General features: G+C 72.5%; 17 protein-coding genes. 5 read left to right on the forward strand and 12 right to left on the reverse strand.

Annotated features, from left to right (window positions below; genetic code table 11):
* Nucleotides 1-19: 19 nt before the first annotated feature.
* Entirely contained in the window at nt 20-2752 is a 2733-nt protein-coding gene (locus ACYVG5_RS01405) for a helix-turn-helix transcriptional regulator (RefSeq protein WP_222045315.1), read from the reverse strand.
* 180 nt (nt 2753-2932) lie between these two features.
* On the opposite strand from ACYVG5_RS01405, the gene ACYVG5_RS01410 reads away from it, so the two are divergent.
* From ACYVG5_RS01410 to ACYVG5_RS01420, 3 genes are all read left to right on the forward strand, one after another.
* On the forward strand, nt 2933-3829 hold the full coding sequence (locus ACYVG5_RS01410) for an ATP-binding cassette domain-containing protein (protein ID WP_222045317.1): 897 nt from the start codon (nt 2933-2935) through the stop codon (nt 3827-3829).
* A gap of 92 nt (nt 3830-3921) precedes the next feature.
* Nucleotides 3922-4758, forward strand: a complete 837-nt coding sequence (locus ACYVG5_RS01415) for an ABC transporter permease subunit (RefSeq protein ID WP_222045319.1) — start codon at nt 3922-3924, stop codon at nt 4756-4758.
* A 595-nt stretch (nt 4759-5353) separates the two neighbouring features.
* Nucleotides 5354-5650, forward strand: a complete 297-nt coding sequence (locus ACYVG5_RS01420; protein WP_222045323.1) for a hypothetical protein — start codon at nt 5354-5356, stop codon at nt 5648-5650.
* Between the two features lie 175 nt (nt 5651-5825).
* Here the strand turns inward: ACYVG5_RS01420 and ACYVG5_RS01425 are convergent, their stop codons facing one another.
* The 8 genes from ACYVG5_RS01425 to ACYVG5_RS01460 all read right to left on the reverse strand — a co-directional run bounded on the left by ACYVG5_RS01425 (nt 5826) and on the right by ACYVG5_RS01460 (nt 14288).
* A complete protein-coding gene (locus ACYVG5_RS01425) occupies nt 5826-6248 on the reverse strand; it encodes an MBL fold metallo-hydrolase (RefSeq protein WP_460682905.1) in 423 nt (140 codons plus the stop codon).
* A 145-nt stretch (nt 6249-6393) separates the two neighbouring features.
* A complete protein-coding gene (locus ACYVG5_RS01430) occupies nt 6394-7809 on the reverse strand; it encodes an ATP-binding protein (RefSeq protein WP_222047660.1) in 1416 nt (471 codons plus the stop codon).
* The gene (locus ACYVG5_RS01435) at nt 7809-9461 is read right to left on the reverse strand and encodes an FAD-dependent oxidoreductase (protein ID WP_222047663.1); all 1653 of its coding nucleotides are present in this window, start codon (nt 9459-9461) and stop codon (nt 7809-7811) included. The genes ACYVG5_RS01430 and ACYVG5_RS01435 overlap by 1 nt, the downstream gene beginning before the upstream one ends.
* Nucleotides 9462-9762: 301 nt before the next feature.
* Entirely contained in the window at nt 9763-10227 is a 465-nt protein-coding gene (locus ACYVG5_RS01440) for a nuclear transport factor 2 family protein (protein WP_222047666.1), read from the reverse strand.
* A gap of 61 nt (nt 10228-10288) precedes the next feature.
* On the reverse strand, nt 10289-10876 hold the full coding sequence (locus tag ACYVG5_RS01445) for a TetR/AcrR family transcriptional regulator (RefSeq protein WP_460682906.1): 588 nt from the start codon (nt 10874-10876) through the stop codon (nt 10289-10291).
* Nucleotides 10877-11017: 141 nt separating this feature from the next.
* The gene (locus ACYVG5_RS01450; RefSeq protein ID WP_222047669.1) at nt 11018-12289 is read right to left on the reverse strand and encodes an FAD-dependent monooxygenase; all 1272 of its coding nucleotides are present in this window, start codon (nt 12287-12289) and stop codon (nt 11018-11020) included.
* A complete protein-coding gene (locus ACYVG5_RS01455) occupies nt 12289-13143 on the reverse strand; it encodes a fumarylacetoacetate hydrolase family protein (protein ID WP_222047672.1) in 855 nt (284 codons plus the stop codon). Before ACYVG5_RS01455 ends, ACYVG5_RS01450 begins: the two co-directional genes overlap by 1 nt.
* Nucleotides 13140-14288 carry a cupin domain-containing protein gene (locus ACYVG5_RS01460; protein WP_222047675.1) on the reverse strand — a complete coding sequence of 383 codons (1149 nt, stop codon included), beginning with the start codon at nt 14286-14288 and terminating at the stop codon, nt 13140-13142. Before ACYVG5_RS01460 ends, ACYVG5_RS01455 begins: the two co-directional genes overlap by 4 nt.
* Nucleotides 14289-14415: 127 nt before the next feature.
* On the opposite strand from ACYVG5_RS01460, the gene ACYVG5_RS01465 reads away from it, so the two are divergent.
* Nucleotides 14416-15156: an IclR family transcriptional regulator gene (locus tag ACYVG5_RS01465; RefSeq protein WP_222047676.1), complete on the forward strand. Its 741-nt coding sequence runs from the start codon at nt 14416-14418 to the stop codon at nt 15154-15156.
* Between the two features lie 34 nt (nt 15157-15190).
* Here the strand turns inward: ACYVG5_RS01465 and ACYVG5_RS01470 are convergent, their stop codons facing one another.
* From ACYVG5_RS01470 to ACYVG5_RS01480, 3 genes are all read right to left on the reverse strand, one after another.
* On the reverse strand, nt 15191-15877 hold the full coding sequence (locus ACYVG5_RS01470) for a DNA alkylation repair protein (RefSeq protein WP_460682907.1): 687 nt from the start codon (nt 15875-15877) through the stop codon (nt 15191-15193).
* Nucleotides 15878-16249: 372 nt separating this feature from the next.
* Nucleotides 16250-16597, reverse strand: a complete 348-nt coding sequence (locus ACYVG5_RS01475) for a hypothetical protein (protein ID WP_222047680.1) — start codon at nt 16595-16597, stop codon at nt 16250-16252.
* A 183-nt stretch (nt 16598-16780) separates the two neighbouring features.
* A complete protein-coding gene (locus ACYVG5_RS01480; protein WP_222047682.1) occupies nt 16781-17236 on the reverse strand; it encodes a hypothetical protein in 456 nt (151 codons plus the stop codon).
* 199 nt (nt 17237-17435) lie between these two features.
* Between ACYVG5_RS01480 and ACYVG5_RS01485 the strand changes: the two genes are divergently transcribed.
* On the forward strand, nt 17436-18395 hold the full coding sequence (locus ACYVG5_RS01485; RefSeq protein WP_460682908.1) for an AraC-like ligand-binding domain-containing protein: 960 nt from the start codon (nt 17436-17438) through the stop codon (nt 18393-18395).
* The last annotated feature ends 158 nt before the right edge of the window (nt 18396-18553 follow it).

Consider the following 18553-nt stretch of genomic DNA (forward strand, 5'->3'; position numbering starts at 1 on the left):
GCGCCCGCGCGGAGCACCGTCAGCTGAGTGGGAGTTGTGCGAGCTGCCCTCGGGATCGGATGCCGAGCTTCTGGTAGGCGTTGCTCAGGTGGTACTCCACGGTCCGGGGGCTCAGGAACAGCCGGGCGGCGATGTCACGGTTGCCGAGCCCGGAGCGAACGAGCAGCACCGTCTGGCGTTCCTGCGGGGTGAGATTCCCGATCGTGCTGACGTTGCGCTTGCGGGCCGTCTCTCCGGACGCGCGGAGCTCCTGCCGGGCGCGTTCGGCCCACGGCTCGGCCCGGAGTTCGGTGAACACCTGCAGGGCGGCACGGAGGTGGGAGCGGGCGTCGATGCGACGGCGGCCGCGGCGCAGGAACTCGCCGTAGGCCAGCTCCGTACGGGCCCGCCCGAACGGGCGTCCGGCCGCGGCATGCAGCCGGAGGGCGTCCTGGAAGTGTCGCTCGGCGACGTCGCCGTGGGCGAGAAGGGCACGTCCGTGCTCCGCGATCGCCGCAGGGGAGGCCGCCCCGACCTGGGCGGCGAACGCCGTCAACTCCTCGACCCACTGCTGGACCAGGTCGGTCCGGCCGGCGCGCTGGGCGGCCTCCAGCCGGTCGAGTGCAGCGGACCGGCAGATCGTCGGATGACGGATCCGTTCGAGGTGGTGCAGTGCCGCGTCGACGTCGGAGTCGTTCGCGGCCAGGACGCCCTTGGCCCAGTCGGTCATGTCCACCGCCGCCGCGCCGACGATGCCCATGGGGCGATCAGCGCGCATCGCCTCCAGTTCGTCCAGTTCCTTGGGCCAGGCGGACTCGCCGCGGAACGCGGCCAGCAGCCCCAGCCAGGCCAACGGCATCGCAGTCAGCGGCGCCTGCCCGATGCCCCGGGCGAGGACGAGGGCCTCGTTCGCGGATGCCGTGGCCGCGCTCCAGTCTCCGGCGGCGACCTGGGCGGACGGGAGCCGGGACAGCGCCCATACGGCGTTGGTCAGGGAGCCGCCGTCCCGCGCCAGCGCGAGGAGTCCCCCGTAGGTCCACCGGACCGCCTCGAGGTCGGCGAGGTGCAGGGCGGCCACGCCCAGGTTCCCCAGCAGGTCGGCGTCGGGGGGAAGCGTTCCTCCGATGCCGAACGCCTCGTGCCAGGCCGCCGCGGCTTCGGCCATCTCGCGGCGGAGGAAGTGGCGGTGGCCCCGCAGGATGGCCGCGAAGCAGCGCAGTCGCGCAGGTGAGCGCTCCTCGGCGGCCCAGGAGAAGTCGACGTCCTCGTCGGCGGGGAGGTCCCAGCTCCAGGTGGCCAGGGCGGTGGCCAGCATCGCCATCTCCAGGGCGCGGCCCCCGTCGAGGGGGGCGACGTCCCGCGCGGCACGCAGGACGATCCGCCGTCCTGTCTGCGGTGAACCGATGTGCCACTCGATCCTGCCCCGGAGCCAGTCCACGTCGGCGCGGAGCAGGGGGTCGTCCGTGGTGTGGCGGACCCTGTCGGCCAGGGTCCGCGCACGGGCACCGTCGCCGGCCAGCCAGGCACTGCTGGCGGACGTGAACAGACGCTGCGCCCGGTCACCGGCGGAGCTGCTGAGTTCCGCAGCCCGCTCGGATGCCGTGCTGGCAGCCTCGTGGCCACCGCGGCGGGTGGCGCGCCCGGCGACTGCATCCAGGTCATCGGCCACGTCGTCGTCGAGGGTCGTGGTCGCGCGCGCGGCATGCCAGGTTCCTCGATCCGGGTCACCCGCCGCGGTGAGCACCGCGGCCAGGGCCCGGTGCGTGCGCTGCTGCTGCGGCGCGGTGGCGGCGCTGTAGACGGCTGACCGCACGAGGGGGTGGCGCAGCCGTACGTCGTCGTCGTGGATGAGGAGCAGCCCCGAGCGCTCCGCGGCGTCGAGCGCCGGGTCACCGGCCCCGAGTCGGGCGGCGGCCTGCTGGATGATCGACAGCCGCCCGGAGTCGTCGGCGGCGACAGCCAGCAGCAACGTCTGGGCGTCGGCGGGCAGCCGGCGCGACCGGTCGAGGAACGCGCGTTCGACCCCCTCGGTCAGCGGTAGCTGCGACGGCAGTCGCAATCGACCAGCGAGCTGTCCCTCGGACAGCATGGTGGGGAGTTCGACGAGTGCGAGCGGGTTCCCGCCGGTGCGGATCCTCAGCTCGTCGCGCACTCCGGCGGCCATCGGGCCCCCGGCGTGCTCGGCGAGCAGGGCCGAGGCCGCGTCGGCGTCCAGGCCGGGCACGACGAGTTCGGGCAGGCCGGACGCGTCGAAGTGGCGCGTCTCTCCCTCGCGGACGGCGAAGAGCAACGCGAGGCGGTCGGCGTGCAGCCGGCGGGCGACGAAGAGCAATGCCTCGGCAGACGCTGCGTCCAGCCAGTGGGCGTCGTCGACGACGCAGACGAGCGGCTGCTTCTCCGCGGTCTCGGCCAGGAGCGACAGGGTCGCTGCGAACACGAGGAACCGGTCGTCGGTCGGCCCATCGCCGCGGTTCGCATCCTCACCCAGCGCGCCGTGCAGCGCCCGGGCCTGCACGGGCGGGATGCCTCCCAGGTGGCCGAGGACGGGCCGCAGCAGTCGGTGCAGCGCCGCGAAGGGGAGTGGCGACTCCGACTCGACACCCGCGGTCCACAGGACGGCGACGGCGGTGGCACGGTCGATCGCGTCGGTCAACAACGCGGTCTTGCCCACGCCGGGCTCACCGCGCACGACGAGGGCCCCACCACGGGCGTCGGCGGCCCCGGCGACGAGCAGGTCGATCCGGGCGCGCTCTGCTGCACGCCCGTAGAGCACGTCGCGGACCGTACTCCGCGCGAGCGCGGGACAGCCGGTCCTCGCTCCCGCCGGATCCAGCACCGCTCACGAGCGCCGCACTTCGCCGAGATCCCCGTGGTTCCACGGAGGTGACCACCCCTCCGTCGCGAGCAACCTCAACGGCATCCACACCAGCGATGACCGGTAGGAGCGTCACTCATGATCACGGTTTCAGGTCTCACGAAGCAGTACGGCAGGCGGCTCGCCGTCGACGACATGACCTTCGACGTCGCCGCCGGCCGCGTGACGGGATTCGTCGGCCCGAACGGTGCCGGGAAGTCCACGACGATGCGGATGATGGTCGGGCTCACCCGACCCGGCCGCGGTGACGTCCGCTACGCGGGCGTCCGCTACGCCGACCTCAAGATCCCCGTCCGGACCGTCGGCTCGGTGCTCGACGCCCGGTCCATGCACCCGGGTCGCTCGGCCCGGAACCATCTCCGGGCCACCGCCGCGCTCAGCGGCATCCCCGCGGCCCGGGCCGACGAGGTTCTGGCCGAGGTGGGTCTCGAGACGGCAGCGGACCAGCGGGCGGGCAGCTTCTCCCTCGGCATGCGCCAGCGGCTGGCGCTGGCCGGCGCCCTGCTGGGAGACCCGCAGGTCCTGCTGCTCGACGAGCCGTCCAACGGTCTGGACCCCGATGGCATCCGCTGGCTGCGGAACCACCTCCGCGATTTCGCCCGCCGCGGCGGCACGGTCTTCGTCTCCAGCCACCTCATCGGCGAGCTCAGCATGTTCGCCGACGACCTGGTCGTGGTCGGGGGCGGCAGGCTGCTCGCGGCCGAATCGGTCCAGGCGATCACCGCCCGCGACGACGTGGCCGTGCTCATCGAGACCCCGCAACCCGCCGAGCTCGCCTCCCGCCTGGCCGCACACGGCCTCGTCGTCGAGGTGGCGGCCGACCGGCTGGTGGTTCGGGGAACCACCAGGGCGGCCGTCTCGCAGATCGCGTTCGACAGCCGTATCCAGGTCTTCGGGCTCAGCGAGACGTCCCGCTCCCTCGAGGACAGCCTGCTCGACTTGACCAGGGCATCCGCCGAGTTCGCCAGCTCCTGATCCAGCTCGTCCGATCCAGCTCGTCCGATCCAGCTCGTCCGATCCCACTCGTCCGGTCCCTCCATGTTCGACTTCTTCGAAGGACACCAGCCATGACCGCCATACCTGCGACCGCGTCCCAGCGTCGGGCAGACCCGCTGCCCTCCACCCCCCGACCCGGCAGGCGCTCGCCCGGCGATGACATCCGGGCCGTCGGTGCCGCCCTGACCAGCGACTGGATCAAGGTGTCGACCGTTCGCGTGCATCGAGCGCTGCTCCTCCTGACCATCGCCGGCGGCCTGCTCGTCTCGTGGGCGGTCGGAGTCCTGGTGACCGACCAGGTGCAGTACGTCGCCCAGGTCGGCTTCTTCTGGACCAGCGTGACGTCGATGCTCGCCGCGATCAGCGGGATCCTGCTGTTCGGCTCCGAGGTCCAGCACGGCACCCTGGCCGGCGCGCTCGCCGCGCAGCCGGCGCGCTGGGTGCTCGCACTGTCCAAGGCGCTGACCGCCGCCGCCCTGGGCATGGTCATCGGGGCCGCCGGGCTCGCCGCCGGCTTCGGCGGTGCGGTGCTCGCCGGCCTGGGTGCGGGTGACACGTCGTCGCTGTCCGCCTCGGTGGCGTGGGCCCTGCTCTTCACCACGCTGTCGGCGGTGCTGGGGTTGGGGATCGCCATGGTGGTCCGCACCAGCACGGCGGCCATCGCGGGGGTCCTGGTCTGGGGGTTCGTCGTCGAGCACCTGTTCAAGCTCTTCCTCGCCGAGGAGGCCGCCCGCTTCCTGCCCTTCATCGCCGGCAACCACCTGCTGGCCTACAGCTCCGACTTCGAGACGCCCAGGACGCTCGCCGTCGCGCTCACCCCGGCCGCGAACGCGCTGGTCTTCGGCGGGTACGCCGCGGTCGCGCTGGTGCTCGGGACCGTGCTGCTGTACCGGCGGGACACGAACTGATCGCCCGATCGGTCCCATCGATCGGATCGCCCCGGCCGGGTCACGTGGCCGGGGCGATCGGCGTGCCACGGTTCCAACCCCTGACCCATCGACACGACCAGCTCCCGCTGACACGATCCGCTCCGGAGCCCACCGATGCGTTCCCGCCATCGAGCAGCTGTCGACGGCAGGTGAATGCCGGCCGCTCAGGGGAGGTGGTCTTGGCAGGCCCGCTGCTCGAGACCAAGCCTTACGTCCCGAGGTTGCGACATGGTCTGGTGGCGCGCCCGAGGCTGAGCGAGCTCCTGACCGGCGCGAACGAGTCGGCGCTGACGCTGCTGTCGGCTCCGGCCGGGTTCGGGAAGACGACGCTGCTGGCGCAGTGACTGGCTGCCGATCCGGTCGCGGGACGGTCGGTGGCGTGGCTCTCGCTCGACCAGCGTGACAACGACCCGGCGTCGTTCTGGACGTACCTGGTTGCAGCGCTGCAGACGGCGACGCCCGAGGTCGGGGCAGGTGCGCTTCCGCTCCTGCAGTCGTCCCGGTCATCGATGGAGGCGCGGGTCTCGCGACTCTGCTCAACGACCTTCACGCCGTCCCGAGCGACGTCGTCCTGGTGCTCGACGACTTCCACGTCGTCGAGTCGCGCGACGTGCAGGATGGGATGACGTTCCTGCTGGACCACCTACCGCGGCAGATTCGACTCGTGCTCGCCAGCCGCGCCGATCCGGCGTTGCCGCTGGCGCGGCTGCGGGGACGCGGCGAGCTCGTCGAAATCCGCGCCGCCGGTCTGCGTTTCACGCCCGGTGAGGCCACGGCGTACCTCGACGAGGTCATGGGCTTGAGGCTGGCGGCACGGGATGTCGCCGCCCTGGAATGGCGGACCGAGGGGTGGATCGCCGCGCTCCAGTAGCTACGCTCGGCTCACCCGCGAACCGGCTGGCTGCCGGGCGGAGATCGCCGCGGCCCATCGGCGGTGGCTGGACCTGGTCCGCCGCGGTGGGCGGCCGCCCGCCGGCACTGTGCGCCAGTGGACCGTTCTGCCGGCGGAGTGGGGCCCCAGCGCACAGTGCCAGCCCGGCGGGACGTCAGGCCCGCAGCGAGACGGTCTCCCCGCGGCCGACGACGCGGATCTCACCGGGCGCCTGCCGGTCGGCCACCTCGGCCACGAAGTCGCCGAGCGGGCTCTTGAACAGCCCGTAGTCGTCGTAGTGCACCGGCACGGTGACCGGCGGCTTGAGCAGCTCCACCAGGTCGGCGCCCTGCCGGGCGTCCATGGTCACGGTGATGCCGGCGATCCTGGTGCCGCCCAGGTGCGGAACGAGCACGTCGAGCGGGCCGCAGGGCTCCAGCACCTCGCCGAGCACCGGGCGGAACAGGGTGTCGCCGCTGACGTACCCCCGCCAGGTCACCTCGCTGCCGGCGGCGCCGCCACGCACCAGCTCCAGCACGCTGCCCATCACCTGCGGCAGCACCCGGGCCAGCGGCCCGGGGCCGTGGACGCCGGGCACCGACGTGATGCGCGAGCTCCAGGGCGTCGAAGGGCGGCTGCGGGGCACGTACGCGGAACCGGCCGCACCGCTCACGCGGGGCGGCCGGTTCCGCGCTGCACCGCGGCGACGAGCACGGTGCAGGCGATGCGCCGACCGGTACTGCTCACCCCGCCGTGACGTCGGTTCGCCCGGCCGTGTCGGTGGCCGCGGCGGGAAGCCGCACCCGGAGCACCGTCTCGCCCGATCCGGTTTCGATGCTGATGTCGCCGCGGTGCCGGTCGACGATGCGCCGGGAGATGTCCAGACCCAGGCCGGTGCCCTCGCCCACGCCCTTGGTCGTGTAGAAGGGGTCGAAGGCGTGTTCCCTGGTCTCCGGGGACATCCCCGGCCCGGTGTCGGCGATCTCCACGATCACCGAGCCCCTGCCGAGGCGTGTCGACACGCGCAGCGTCCCGCGGCCGTCCATCGCGTCGAGTGCGTTGGTGATGAGGTTGGTCCAGACCTGGTTGAGCTCCGCGGCGAGGGCCTGGATGCGGGGCACGTCGGCGCCGTGGTCCCGCACCACGGTGACGCCCTTCGGGATCCGGTGCGCCAGCATGACCAGGGTGCTCTCGAGACCTTCCGCCAGGTCGGTGGTCTGCATGGAGGCCCGGTCGAGTTGTGAGTAGGACTTCACCGCCGCGACCAGGTCGGAGATGCGCCGGGTGGATTCCTTGACCTCGTCCAGCAGGCCGGTCGCCGACAGCGTGTTCGCGACCCAGTCGAGAGCCGCCTCGAGCGGAGCAGCACCCATCGCCGCGGCGACCCGCTCGCACCAGTCGACATCGGCTCCCGCCCCGGCCAGGACCGGAGCGAGCACCCAGTCCCGCGCCACGGCCTTGTCGGACAGCCAGTCCGACAGGGCATCCTCCCGATCCGCGAGACCCATGGAATCCATGATCGGGGCCCGGGGTCCCAGCTCACGGCGCAAGGTGTCGATCCGGCTGAACTGGTCGGCGCTGATCGGCACCGCGGCGAGGCGCTGGAGTGAGGACAGCATCCCCTCGTGCGCGTCGCCGAGGGCGTCGACCGCCCGCGTCGCCGCGGCGGCGGGGTTGTTGAGCTCGTGGGCCAGCCCGGCCGCCAGGGTGCCGAGGGCGGCGAGCGCCTCCCGCTGTCGGGCCATCGACTCGTAGTTGCGAGCGGACCGTGAGACGCCCTCGATGAGGTAGAGGCCGAGCGGGAACCGGGCCGCCCACAGCCGTCGCAGGTCCTCGGCGGCCACCCGGAGGATGCGGCCGGCCGTCGCGGCCCGACCGGTCGCGAGGTAGGCCCCGTGCTCGTCCCACGCGCGGAACCCGCCGGCCCACCGTCCCGGCACGTCCATGACCCCGAGCTGCGTCTCGTCGCGTCCCACATGCCGCAGGAGGTCGATGCGCCCGTCGAGGAGAACCCACCAGAACCCGGCGCGATGGTTCTCCTGGAACAGGACGTCACCGCACTCGAAGGGCACCTCGGTGCCGGCTTCGATCAGGGCCAGCAGTTGGTCGTCGCCGGTGCCGTCGAAGAGCCCGATCCGGCGCAGGTCGTGGAGTTCCATCACGTCATCGCCAGGTAGCGGTGGACGAGGTAGACCGACATGGCTCCCTCTCCTACGGCCGAGGCCACCCGTTTCATCGAGTCCAGCCGGACGTCTCCGGCAGCGAAGACCCCGGGGACACTGGTCTCCAGCGTGAACGGCGGCCGTGCCTCGGCCCATGCAGTGGGGGACAGGCCCAGCAGGTCCTGCCCGGTGAGGATGAACCCTTTGGCGTCCCGGGCCACCTCACCGCCCAGCCAGTCGGTGCGTGGTGACGCGCCGATGAAGACGAACAGCCAGTTGACGGCGACGTGCTCGCCCGCGCCGGAGTCGCGGTCGGTGAGCGTGACGGCCTCCAGGTGGCCGTCGCCGCGTGCGTCGGTCACCTCGCTGCGCAGCCGTACCTCGATGTTGGCGGTGGCCTGGATCCGCGCTACGAGGTAGAGGGACATGCCTTCCTCGAGCGATGACCCGCGCACCACCAGGACAACGCGCCCGGCGTACTGCGCGAGGTTCAGGGCGGCCTGACCGGCCGAGTTGGCCGCGCCGACGATGAGCACGTCGTCGCCCTTGCACTGGACCGCGTCGCTGGCGTTCGCGCCGTAGTAGACGCCGCGTCCGGTGAGCTCGGCCAGTCCCGACGCCTCCAGGCGACGGTAGGAGACCCCGGTGGACACGACGATCGCGCGCGCCTCCAGCTCGCCGGTGTCGAAGCAGACCGCCCGGACCGGGCCGCGTCGCTGCAGCGACACCACGTCGCGAGCCAGCAGCATCTCGGCGCCGAAGCGGCCCGCCTGCGCGACGGCACGCTGGGTGAGATCGGCGCCGGACAGCCCCCTGGGGAATCCGAGGTAGTTCTCGATAGAGGCGCTCTGCGCCGCCTGTCCTCCGGGCGCCTCGCGCTCCACCACCACGGTGCGCAACCCCTCCGAGGCGGCATAGACGGCGGCGGCCAGTCCGGCCGGGCCGGCGCCGACGATGCAGAGGTCGTAGAGGGGCTGGAGGGCACGGGTGCGCAGGCCGAGCGCAGCGGCGAGATCGAGGGTCGACGGCGACCGCAGCACCTCCTTGTCGGGGACGAAGACCAGCGGGAGCTCGTCGACCTCCGCCTCGGCCAGTGCCTGCAGCCGATGCCCCTCGGTGTCGCGGTCGACGTCGACCCACCGATAGGGAACGTAGTTGCGGGTGAGGAAGGTCTTGATCTCGTGGCTCCGGTCCGACCAGCGGTGCCCGACCACCCGCACGTCATCGGTCTCCCGCGGGTGCGCCCGCTGCCAGTCGGCGAGCAGATCGTCGATGACGGGGTAGAGCCGCTCGGCCGGCGGGTCCCACGGCTTGACCAGGTAGTAGTCCAGCCCGATGTCGTTGATCGCCTTGATGGCGACGTCCGTGTCGGCGTAGGCGGTCAACAGCAGGAGCTTGGCCTCCGGGGCGTGGCGGCGGGCCTGCTCGAGCATCTCGGTCCCGGTCATCCCGGGCATCCGCTGGTCGGTCGCGATCAGCGCGACCGGGCGCAGCCGCAGGGCCAGCTCTTCCAGCGCGGCGAGGGCTTCGGCGCCGGACGACGCGCGGACGATCCGGTAGTCCGATCCGTACCGGGCCCGGAGGTCGCGGGTGATCGCCCGCAGCACCATCGGGTCGTCGTCCACGGTCACGATGGTCGCCTTGCTCATGGGGCGGTACCTCCTGGCGGGCGCATGCACTGCAGGGTCAGTGCCGAGGCTCGTCCGCCGAGCCGTCGGTAGGCGCTACCCGACGACCTGCTCGATCGCCCGCGCTGGCCGGCGTCATCGCTCTCCGGTAGGAGCCGAGGGATGGTGCCGCCATCCAAGCACGGACAGGACCGCCGGATGGGTGCTCAGCGCACCCGGATTCCCTGCACCGACCGGCTGCCCGGGACCCGGGGCGGCGATCTCCCGGCGTGGTTCTACGGGCGGACCCGGAAGACGACGCGGGCGCACCGCCCCGACTCGATCACAGCCCGAGGTCACCCAGCCCTGGGTGGTCATCGGGGCGCCGTCCCAGTGGCCAGTGGTAGAGACGCTCGGCCTCGGTGATGGGCAGGTCGTTGATGCTGGCGTGGCGCCGGCGCATCAGGCCGTTCTCGTCGAATTCCCAGTTCTCGTTGCCGTAGGAGCGGAACCAGCTCCCGGAGTCGTCGTGGAACTCATAGGCGAACCGGACGGCGATCCGGTTGCCTTCGAAGGCCCACACTTCTTTGATCAGCCGGTACTCCAGCTCCCGCCGCCACTTGCGGGTCAGGAAGGCCACGATCTCGTCCCGCCCGGTGACGAACTCCGCCCGGTTCCGCCATCGCGAGTCGATCGTGTAGGCACCGGCGACCTTCTCGGGATCGCGCGCGTTCCAGGCGTCCTCGGCGAGGCGCACCTTCTGCACCGCCGTCTCGTGGTCGAACGGGGGCAACGGCGGTCGGGTCATGGCGTGCTCCTCTCGGTGGGGCGGGCGTCCAGGACGCCCGCAGGGTGTGGCCGCGCTGTGGTCAGTCGGCGAGCAGTGCGCACCAGGCGTCGGTCATCAGGTCCAGTGCCTCGTCGCGGCCGACGTCCCAGCCGCGCCGCATCCATCGCACCGAGGAGAACTCGAGCTGCCCGAAGGCGAGGACCCCGCGGATGCGCCGGGTCGACCCCTCGAAGCGGTCGGCGCGGTCCAGCCCGTTCTCGATGTCACCGATCGCGCTCTCGAACCACTCGTCGACGGCTTCCCGGATCTCCGCGTCGGACGCTGCGGCCTCGTGCGCCGCCGTCACGTACGGGCGGATCTCCGGCCATTGGTCGATCTTGCGGGACAGCCAGGTGCGGATCTGCGCGCGATCGCCCGAGGCGATCACCGCGGCCAGGGGCGGGTCGTCCGCGGTGGTGAGGATGGTGTCGACGACGGCGATCAGTTCCCGGAGCAGCTGCGCCTTCGACGGGAAGTGCAGGTAGAACGTCGTCCGGGTGGTGCCGGCCGCGGCGGCGATGTCGTCGATCGTGGTGGCCCCGTAGCCCTTGGCCTCGAAGCAGCGGAGTCCTTCCCTGAGCAGCAGCTCACGGGTCATGCGCTTCTGGGCCTCGCGGAGACTGCTCACCGCACGAGGATAGGTCGACAGCGAGCAGCGGCACCGTTCCGCGCATTCATCTCCTTGGCAGTGTGCCAAGTGAACGAACACGATGTGGGCCGGTGGCGCGCCGGGGCGGACGTCCGCCGAGGACCCCGGCGGACGTCCGGCTCAGGCGTCGGTGGGCAGCGCGAGTGACTGCGGCGTGAACATCGGCGGCTCCTGGTCGGGGGTGAGCGCCGTGGGTCCGTACAACCAGTCCACGAAGCCGTAGTCCTGCACGTCCCGCCGGCGCAGCAGGTGGTTGCGCGCCTCCCGCTCGGCGCCGGTGAGGTGCCACAACTCGCCCCAGGCGCGGGCCGTCGTCTGCACGCGTCGGCAATGCTCCGGCCGGACGGCGTTGTAGGCGGCCAGCGCGGCGTCCCAGTCCAGGCGCCCGGTGGCGAGCTGGGCGCCGACGTGCTCGGACAGCACCCAGGCGTCCTCGATGGCCATGACCGCGCCCTGCGCCAGGTACTGCAGCGGCGGGTGCGCGGCGTCCCCGGTGAGCGCGAGGCGGCCCTGGACCCAGTTCGGAATCGGGTCGCGGTCGAACATCCGCCACCAGCGGTCCCGCCACATCTGCGGCAGCCCGGCCCGGACCTGCTCGCAGGTGTCCTCGAACGCGGCGTCCAGCTCGTCGGGCGTGCCCCAGTCCTCCTGTCCGGCGAGGGCCTTCGGCGACCGGAACACCGCCACCTGGTTAAACATCTCGCCCTGCCGCAGGGGGTACTGCACGAAGTGGCAGTGCGGCCCCACGTACACGACCACGTCGGTCATCGACACGTCCATGGCGGCCACCTGCCCGGCGGGGATCGCGCCGCGGTAGGCGACGTAGGCGGAGCTGACCGGCTGGTCGTCGCTGAGCATCGGCCGGGCGACGGAGTTGAGACCGTCGGCGGCCAGCACGACGGGGGCGATCTCCCGGCCGCCGCCGTGGACCACTGCCACGCCCTCGGGCACGTGCTCGTAGGCGGTCACCGCCGTGTCGTTCACCAGGTCCACCCCGGCCCGGCGGCACGCCCGCAGCAGCGTGCCGTGCAGGTCGCTGCGGTGGATCACCACGTACGGGGAGCCGTAGCGTTCCCGGGCGTCGGCGAGGTCCAGGCGGGTGAGCACCGTGCCGTCGACGGCGTCCTTCATGACCAGGTTCTCCGGCGGCACGCCGAGGGTGAGCACCTCGTCGAGCAGCCCCCAGGAGTCGAGGATCCGGGTGCAGTTGGGGGCGATCTGCAGGCCGGCGCCGACCTCGCCGAACTCGGCCGCGCGCTCCAGGACGCGGACCCGCAGACCCTTCAGCGACAGGGCCAGGGCGTTCGAGAGGCCGCCGATGCCGCCGCCGACCACCAGGACGTCGGCGTCGGCGGTGCCGTTGCCGTTGCCGTTGCCGTTGCCGTTGCCCATCAGTTCCCTCCCAGGGTGACCGGGTCCGCGACGACGGTGTTCTGGCAGCGGCCCAGGCCGGCGATCTCGGTGCTGAGCTGCTGCCCGACCTCCAGGTAGCGGGCCGGCTTGCGGGCGTGGCCGACCCCGCCCGGGGTGCCGGTGGCGAGAACGTCACCGGGCCGGAGGGTGCCCATCGTGGAGACGTACTCGACCAGGGCGACCGGGTCGAAGAGCAGGTCGCCGGTGGTGTCCTCCTGCACGGTCTCGCCGTCGACCTTCGTGCTGATCGCCAGCGCGGGCCGGACCCCGCCGGGCAGCTCGTCGGGGGTGACCAGGTAGGGGCCCAGGGGAGTGGTGGCCTCCCAGCTCTTGCCCTGCAGCCACTCTCGGGTGCGGAACTGCCAGTCGCGGCAGGTGACGTCGTTGAGCACCGCGAAGCCGGCGATGGCCCGCTCGGCCTCGGCGCCCCGCGCCCGCCGGACCGGGGCGCCGATGATGACCGCGAGCTCGCACTCCCAGTCGAACTCGCCGGTCTCCGGGGGCTTGACGATCTCGTCGTTGGCGCCGACGAGGGAGTCGGCGTACTTGCTGAACAGCGTCGGGTACTCGGGCAGGTCCCGGCCCATCTCCAGGATGTGGTTGCGGTAGTTGAGGCCGACGCAGATGACCTTGCCCGGTCGCGGTACGACGGGCGCGAAGGCCGCGCCGCGCACCTCGGCCGCCACCTCGGTCGCGGCCGCGGCCCGCTCCTGCCAGTTCGGGGTGGCGAGGAAGCTGCCCAGGTCGTCGGCGCCCAGGTCGACGAGGGAGTCCTCGTCCACCCGGACCGCCCGGGTCCGGCCCTCGAGGGTGCGGATGGTCGCCAGCTTCATCGGGTGCCCTCCTCGACAGCGACGCGGTCGAGGCGCAGGGCCTCGAAGATGGGGGCGTCGCTGAAGCTGAAGAGGTCCAGGGCGCCGGAGTCGGAGTCGGAGGCGCCGGCCTCCGAGCGGATCGACAGCGGCTGCCAGGACGGGACGACGAAGAGGTCGCCGCGCTCGACCCGCCAGGAGGCGTCGCCGACGGTGACCGTGCCGGTGCCGTCGAACACCTGGTGCACCGACGACCCGGCCTGCCGCCGCGGCGCGGTCTCGGTTCCGGTGCGCAGGCGGTGCATCTCGGCGCGGATGGTCGGCAGGACGTCGCCGCCGGTGGTCGGGTTGGCGAAGCGGACGGCGGCGTGGCCGGGCTCCACCGTGCCGGGGTGCCCCTCGGCCTCCAGCTCGAGCTGGTCGGTCAGGGCGGCGTCGGTGTCCGCCCACCGGTAGTTCAGCAACGGGGTGCCCGCCGTCGCGCCCGGCGCCGACACCGGCCGCAGACCGGGGTGCCCCCACAGCCGCTGGGATCGGGACCGCTCCGGCGTCGTCCGCTCCTCGGCGCTGATCCGGTCGCGGCCGAACTCGAAGAACTGCGACTCGGTGGCGTACTGGAACGGGATGTCCAGGCCGTCGATCCAGGCCATCGGCCGGTTCGCGGCGTTGTGGTGGGCGTGCCAGTTCCAGCCGGCCTGGGGAAGGAAGTCACCGCGGTTCATCGGCACCGGGTCGCGGCCCACGACGGTCCACACGCCCTCGCCCTCGACGACGAAGCGGAAGGCGTGCTGGGTGTGCCGGTGCTCGGGGGCGTCCTCGCCGGGCATCAGGTACTGGATGGCCGCCCACAACGTGGGGGTGGCGTAGGGCTTGCCGCCCAGCGCCGGGTTGGCCAGCGCGATGGCGCGCCGCTCACCGCCGCGCCCGACGGGGACGAGGTGACCGGCCTGGTCGGCCAGCCGCAGCAGGTTGCGCCAGCGCCACACGTGCGGCGCGGCCTTGGACCGGGGGTGCGCCGGCATGAGATCGCCGATCTCGGTCCAGAGTGGGACCAGCAGCTCCTCCTCGAAGCCGCGGTAGAGCTCCTCGAGCGCGGGCGTCGGGGTCGGCTGGTCCGGGGCGTCCACGGCGGTCAGCGAGACCGGGGACGAGAGCTGCTGGGTCATGACTGGGGTTCCTCCCGTGCGGCGGGGGCTCAGGGCGAGGAAGGGGCACGCGTGGCGTTCCGCGCCCCTGGCGGTGGATCACCTCAGCATGGACGCCCTTCTGTTTTGCGGGATAGGCTTTTCTACTGTGAAGAACAGGCCGCCGTACGCCATCGCCTCGGTCGACTCGGCGCTGCTGCTGGCGACGCTGCTCCAGCAGGAAGGGCCGCTGCGCGTCACCGATGCCGCGGAACGCCTCGGCGTCTCGGTTTCCACGGCCCACCGGCTGCTCGGGATGCTCGTCTACCGGGACTTCGCGATGCAGCTGCCCGACCGCCGGTACGGGGCCGGGCAGGTCCTGCGCGGCGCGACGGTCCAGCAGACGCCGACGGTCCGGCTGCGTGAGGTCGCGCTCCCGCACCTGCGGCGCCTGGTCGACGCCCTCGGGGAGACGGCCAACGTGATGGTCCTGGCCGGCACGCAGGTGCGGTTCGTCGCCACGGTCGAGTGCGACCAGATCCTGCGGGTCGGCGACCGCACCGGCCGGACGCTGCCCGCGCACCTGTCCTCGGGCGGCAAGGCGCTGCTGGCCATGCTCGACGACGAGGCGCTCGCGCCCTGCCTCGCCGCCGTCGACGGCGACACCGCGGCCAGGCTGCACCGGGAGCTGCGCACGGTCCGGCGCCGTGGGTTCGCGGTCAACGACCAGCAGACCGAGGCCGGGCTGACGGCGATCGGCGTCGCCGTGCCCGACCCGGCACGATCGGTCCGCGCCGCGGTCTCGGTGGCCGTGCCGACCGCCCGGTACTCGCGCGAGGCGCTCCCGAGGTGTGCCGCCCAGCTGTCGGGCGCAGCCGCCGGCATCGCCCGGGACCTGGCCCTCGGTTGAGCCGGGAGCACGGCGCGGGAGCGGGGGACCTCTCTCAGTCGTCCTGCCGGCGGCGCACCATCTCGGCGATCCAGACGGGCGCGAACGGAGACGTGCAGTTCGGCGGAGTGGGGTAGTCCTTGAGCACCTCCAGGCGCTCACCGATGTCGATGGCTCGGGCGCGGTGCTCGGCGTGCTGGATCCCGATCTGCGCCAGGCAGTCGTTCATCGACCACTGCAGGCGGTCCGGGGCGTTCCGCATCGTCGCCTCGATGACGTCGAGCAGGCCGGCCAGCTCGAGGCCGGCGGGTCGTTTCGCCACGCGTTCGGTGGTCAGCGCCCAGCCGGCACTCGCCACCACCGGATCCGGGTCGGCCGACCAGGCCACGCGGAGCTCCTCGGCGTGCGGGCTCTTCTTCACCACGTAGTTCACCAGCCAGTCGTGCACCTTGGGGGCGCGCGACTGGCGCACCATGACGTCCAGCTCGTGCTGCTCGAACGCCTTCGGGCGGCAGATCAGGATCGCCAGCAGTCTCGCCGCGGTGTCGTCGGTCTCCCAGAGCCGGCGCGCGAGTTCCTGCTGCGTCTTCAGCTGCTTCGCGAGCGCGCGCAGCCGGCCGAGGTTCACCCCGTGGTCGTCACCGTGCCGCTCGTTCACCGCGCGTGCCCTCGGGTCCTCGAGCGCGGCCAGCTCGGCCAGCACCTCGGCCACCGTCGTCCCGGTCACCGTCGTCCTGGCCACTTCGGCCTCCTGTCCGTTCCGTGCGGAATGCATCCTGCGAGGCGAGCACGCCAACGACCCGGCCGGGCAGCGGTGCGGTCCGGCTGCAGGACGCCGTCCAGGCCCCGGAGCGTATCGCCGGCGCATCCAGGGGCGGTGAGCTGCTTCGCTCACCGGGGCGGAGCCCTGCCCACCCTCCCGGTCGTCCGCCTCCGGCTAGTCGCCTCCGGCTATTCCGCCGTCGCCGTCCGCGTCGTGAACGGCAGCACGAGCCGCGAGAGGTCGGGGCGCGGGCGACCAGCCCGGGCGTGCCCGGCGCGGGGGAGGACTGACCGCTGAGCGGCTGCGTCCGGGCAGGGTCCCGCGGTCAGCGTGCGGCCCCCTCTGCCGTGGTCACCGCCCGGCGGCGTCACCTCGGTCGGGGCCCTGGGTCTCGTTCTCGGATTCCGCTCCCGGGGCCTGCGGGTCCATGCGTTCGAGGCGCTGCCGGATCGCCGCGACGTTGAGCGTGAGGTCCTCGAGCGCCTCGACGGCGCGCGTGGCCAGCGCGAACGAGAGGTTCTCGCGCTGTCGGCCGGGACTGGGCTCGCGGCTGCCCAGCGAGGTCTCCGAGTGCTCGCGGGAACGACGCGTCGCGTGGGCCCACGGGTCGTCATCGCTTCGCTGATCGCCGAACATCTCGCGCAGCAACCGCTGCGCCCGTTCGAGGAACTCGCCCGGGTCAGGCCGGTCGGTGGCCATCCGTTCCCCTCTCAGCTCTGGTCGAGCGCGTCGCGCGGACCGGGGGTGGCCGTTCCGCGGCCACGCGACCAACCTACGACCACGAGCTCCTCCGCAGTAGCCCGCGGCGGCCGATCGACGTCCGGAGTCCGCGGACCCGGTCTCGGCACGCCACCGCCGATGCGGTACGCCTGCGCTCGTACGTCAGGGTGTGTCCGAGGGAGTCGGAAGCAGCCAGAGCCCGCTCGCCACCGCGCCGTACAGCAGCGCCGGGCCGGTGTGCGGCAGTCGCTTCCCGGAGGCTGCGCGTGCCTGTCCGTGGCGGAAGGCCGCCCGTTCGGCGACGAGGAGCGAGCCGATCGACCCGGCGGAGACGACGGCCACCAACGCGAGGACGGCGGCCTTGCCCCTGGCGGGAAGCGACCTGAAGACCGCCGAGGGTGCGGCGCCGTCGTCGGGCTCCTGCCCCTCGCGTGCGGTGGCCCATGCCGCGCGAAGCTCCGGCACGGATGCGGCGAAGGTGACGGCCGTGAGCCCTGCCTTCGCCCAGCCGCGCGCCGTGCGCGAGGACATGAAGTCGGGCGTGGCGTAGTACCCGGTGGTCCCGACTCCGGTGACCACGGCTGCGACTGCCCGGAACGGTGGTGGTGTGGTGCTCATGCCGCGATTGTGTCGTGCGGAAGCTGCCAGCAGCGGCCACCGCAGTTGCCAGGCCGGCGACAGGAGAACCTCCATGGGACCCAGCGGCCCTGGGGTCCTGCGTGGTCGGACTGGCTCATCGCCGGCTATCGCCGCTTGACGGCCGTGTGGTTCGCAACACATATTCGCCCAACTGCCGGGTGGAGTGGAGGCGTGCCGCGTGACCCATCTCTTCGATACGCGGCGGGTCGACATGTCCGACCGCAGGGACTACTGGCTGCAGACCGTCTGCCGGAACATCTTTCCTGTTGACTTCGATCCCCGGCTCGACGTCCAGCCCCAGGCCGCCATGGCGTGCACGAGCGTGGGGGCCTTGTCGATGCGCGAGGTGGTCGGCGGGAACCACGTCTACGTCCGGGACGAGGACCACGTACGCCGGTCGGACCCGGAGAGCTTCCAGGTCGGCATTCCGACGAGGGGCTCCTCCATGCTCATCCAGGACGGCCGCGAGGCCCAGCTCGACCCCGGCGACATGGTGCTGTGGGACAGCTCGCGTCCCTACACGCTGGTCATGGCCGAGCGTTTCCGTTGGCACGTCTTCCTGCTGCCGAAGCAGGACCTTCGCCGGTCTGCTGCCGAGCTGCGCTGCCTCACGGCGCGGCCCATCCGCGCCGGCACGGGCGGGGTGCCGGACGTGGTGTCGCACTTCCTGCTCGACCTGGCGGCACGCGGGCGTCAGCTCGAGGGAGATCCGTCTGCCGCGGTGCTCGGTGAGGCCGCCGGCGACCTGATCGGAACCCTGATCCGGTCCGAGTTCGGAATGCCGTGGCAGGTCGGCAAACCCGAGGACGTACTGCGCAACCGGGCGCGCCACTTCATCGCCGAGCACCATCACGACCCGGCGCTCAGCCCGACCCTGATCGCCGCGGCCGTGGGCGTATCGGTGCGAAGCCTGCACCAGCTCTTCCTGGGTTCCGACGAGACGGTCATGGACTGCGTCCGCGGCACCCGGCTCGCCGCGATCCACGCGGATCTCGCCGACCCCAGGCTCGCCCACCGCTCCATCGGGCGGATCGCGGCCATGCACGGGCTGCCCAACGCGACGGTGTTCGCCCGCATGTTCAAGAACGAGTACGACGTGACCCCGCGCGAGTTCCGGGTCGCCGCAGCCCTGAGCTGAGCACGCGCGATCGCTGGAGTCGACCCAGAGCGCAGGGTTCTCGACTCCCAGCGCGGGCTTGCCCTTCCGTCGTTGTCCTCGACGTGGCGGCCGTCACAGGCTGGGGCTCGACCCGCCTTCCTGTGGCGCGGATCGCGTCAGGAGGACCTGGTCCTCCG

The organism is Modestobacter lapidis (assembly GCF_054780755.1).

Coding starts and splice junctions, on each gene's coding strand:
- ACYVG5_RS01475 (WP_222047680.1), bottom strand. CDS start 16,597: ATGGCCACCGACCGGCCTGACCCGGGCGAGTTCCTCGAACGGGCGCAG.
- ACYVG5_RS01435 (WP_222047663.1), bottom strand. CDS start 9,461: ATGAGCAAGGCGACCATCGTGACCGTGGACGACGACCCGATGGTGCTG.
- ACYVG5_RS01455 (WP_222047672.1), bottom strand. CDS start 13,143: ATGAAGCTGGCGACCATCCGCACCCTCGAGGGCCGGACCCGGGCGGTC.
- ACYVG5_RS01415 (WP_222045319.1), top strand. CDS start 3,922: ATGACCGCCATACCTGCGACCGCGTCCCAGCGTCGGGCAGACCCGCTG.
- ACYVG5_RS01410 (WP_222045317.1), top strand. CDS start 2,933: ATGATCACGGTTTCAGGTCTCACGAAGCAGTACGGCAGGCGGCTCGCC.
- ACYVG5_RS01480 (WP_222047682.1), bottom strand. CDS start 17,236: ATGAGCACCACACCACCACCGTTCCGGGCAGTCGCAGCCGTGGTCACC.
- ACYVG5_RS01460 (WP_222047675.1), bottom strand. CDS start 14,288: ATGACCCAGCAGCTCTCGTCCCCGGTCTCGCTGACCGCCGTGGACGCC.
- ACYVG5_RS01430 (WP_222047660.1), bottom strand. CDS start 7,809: ATGGAACTCCACGACCTGCGCCGGATCGGGCTCTTCGACGGCACCGGC.
- ACYVG5_RS01440 (WP_222047666.1), bottom strand. CDS start 10,227: ATGACCCGACCGCCGTTGCCCCCGTTCGACCACGAGACGGCGGTGCAG.
- ACYVG5_RS01450 (WP_222047669.1), bottom strand. CDS start 12,289: ATGGGCAACGGCAACGGCAACGGCAACGGCAACGGCACCGCCGACGCC.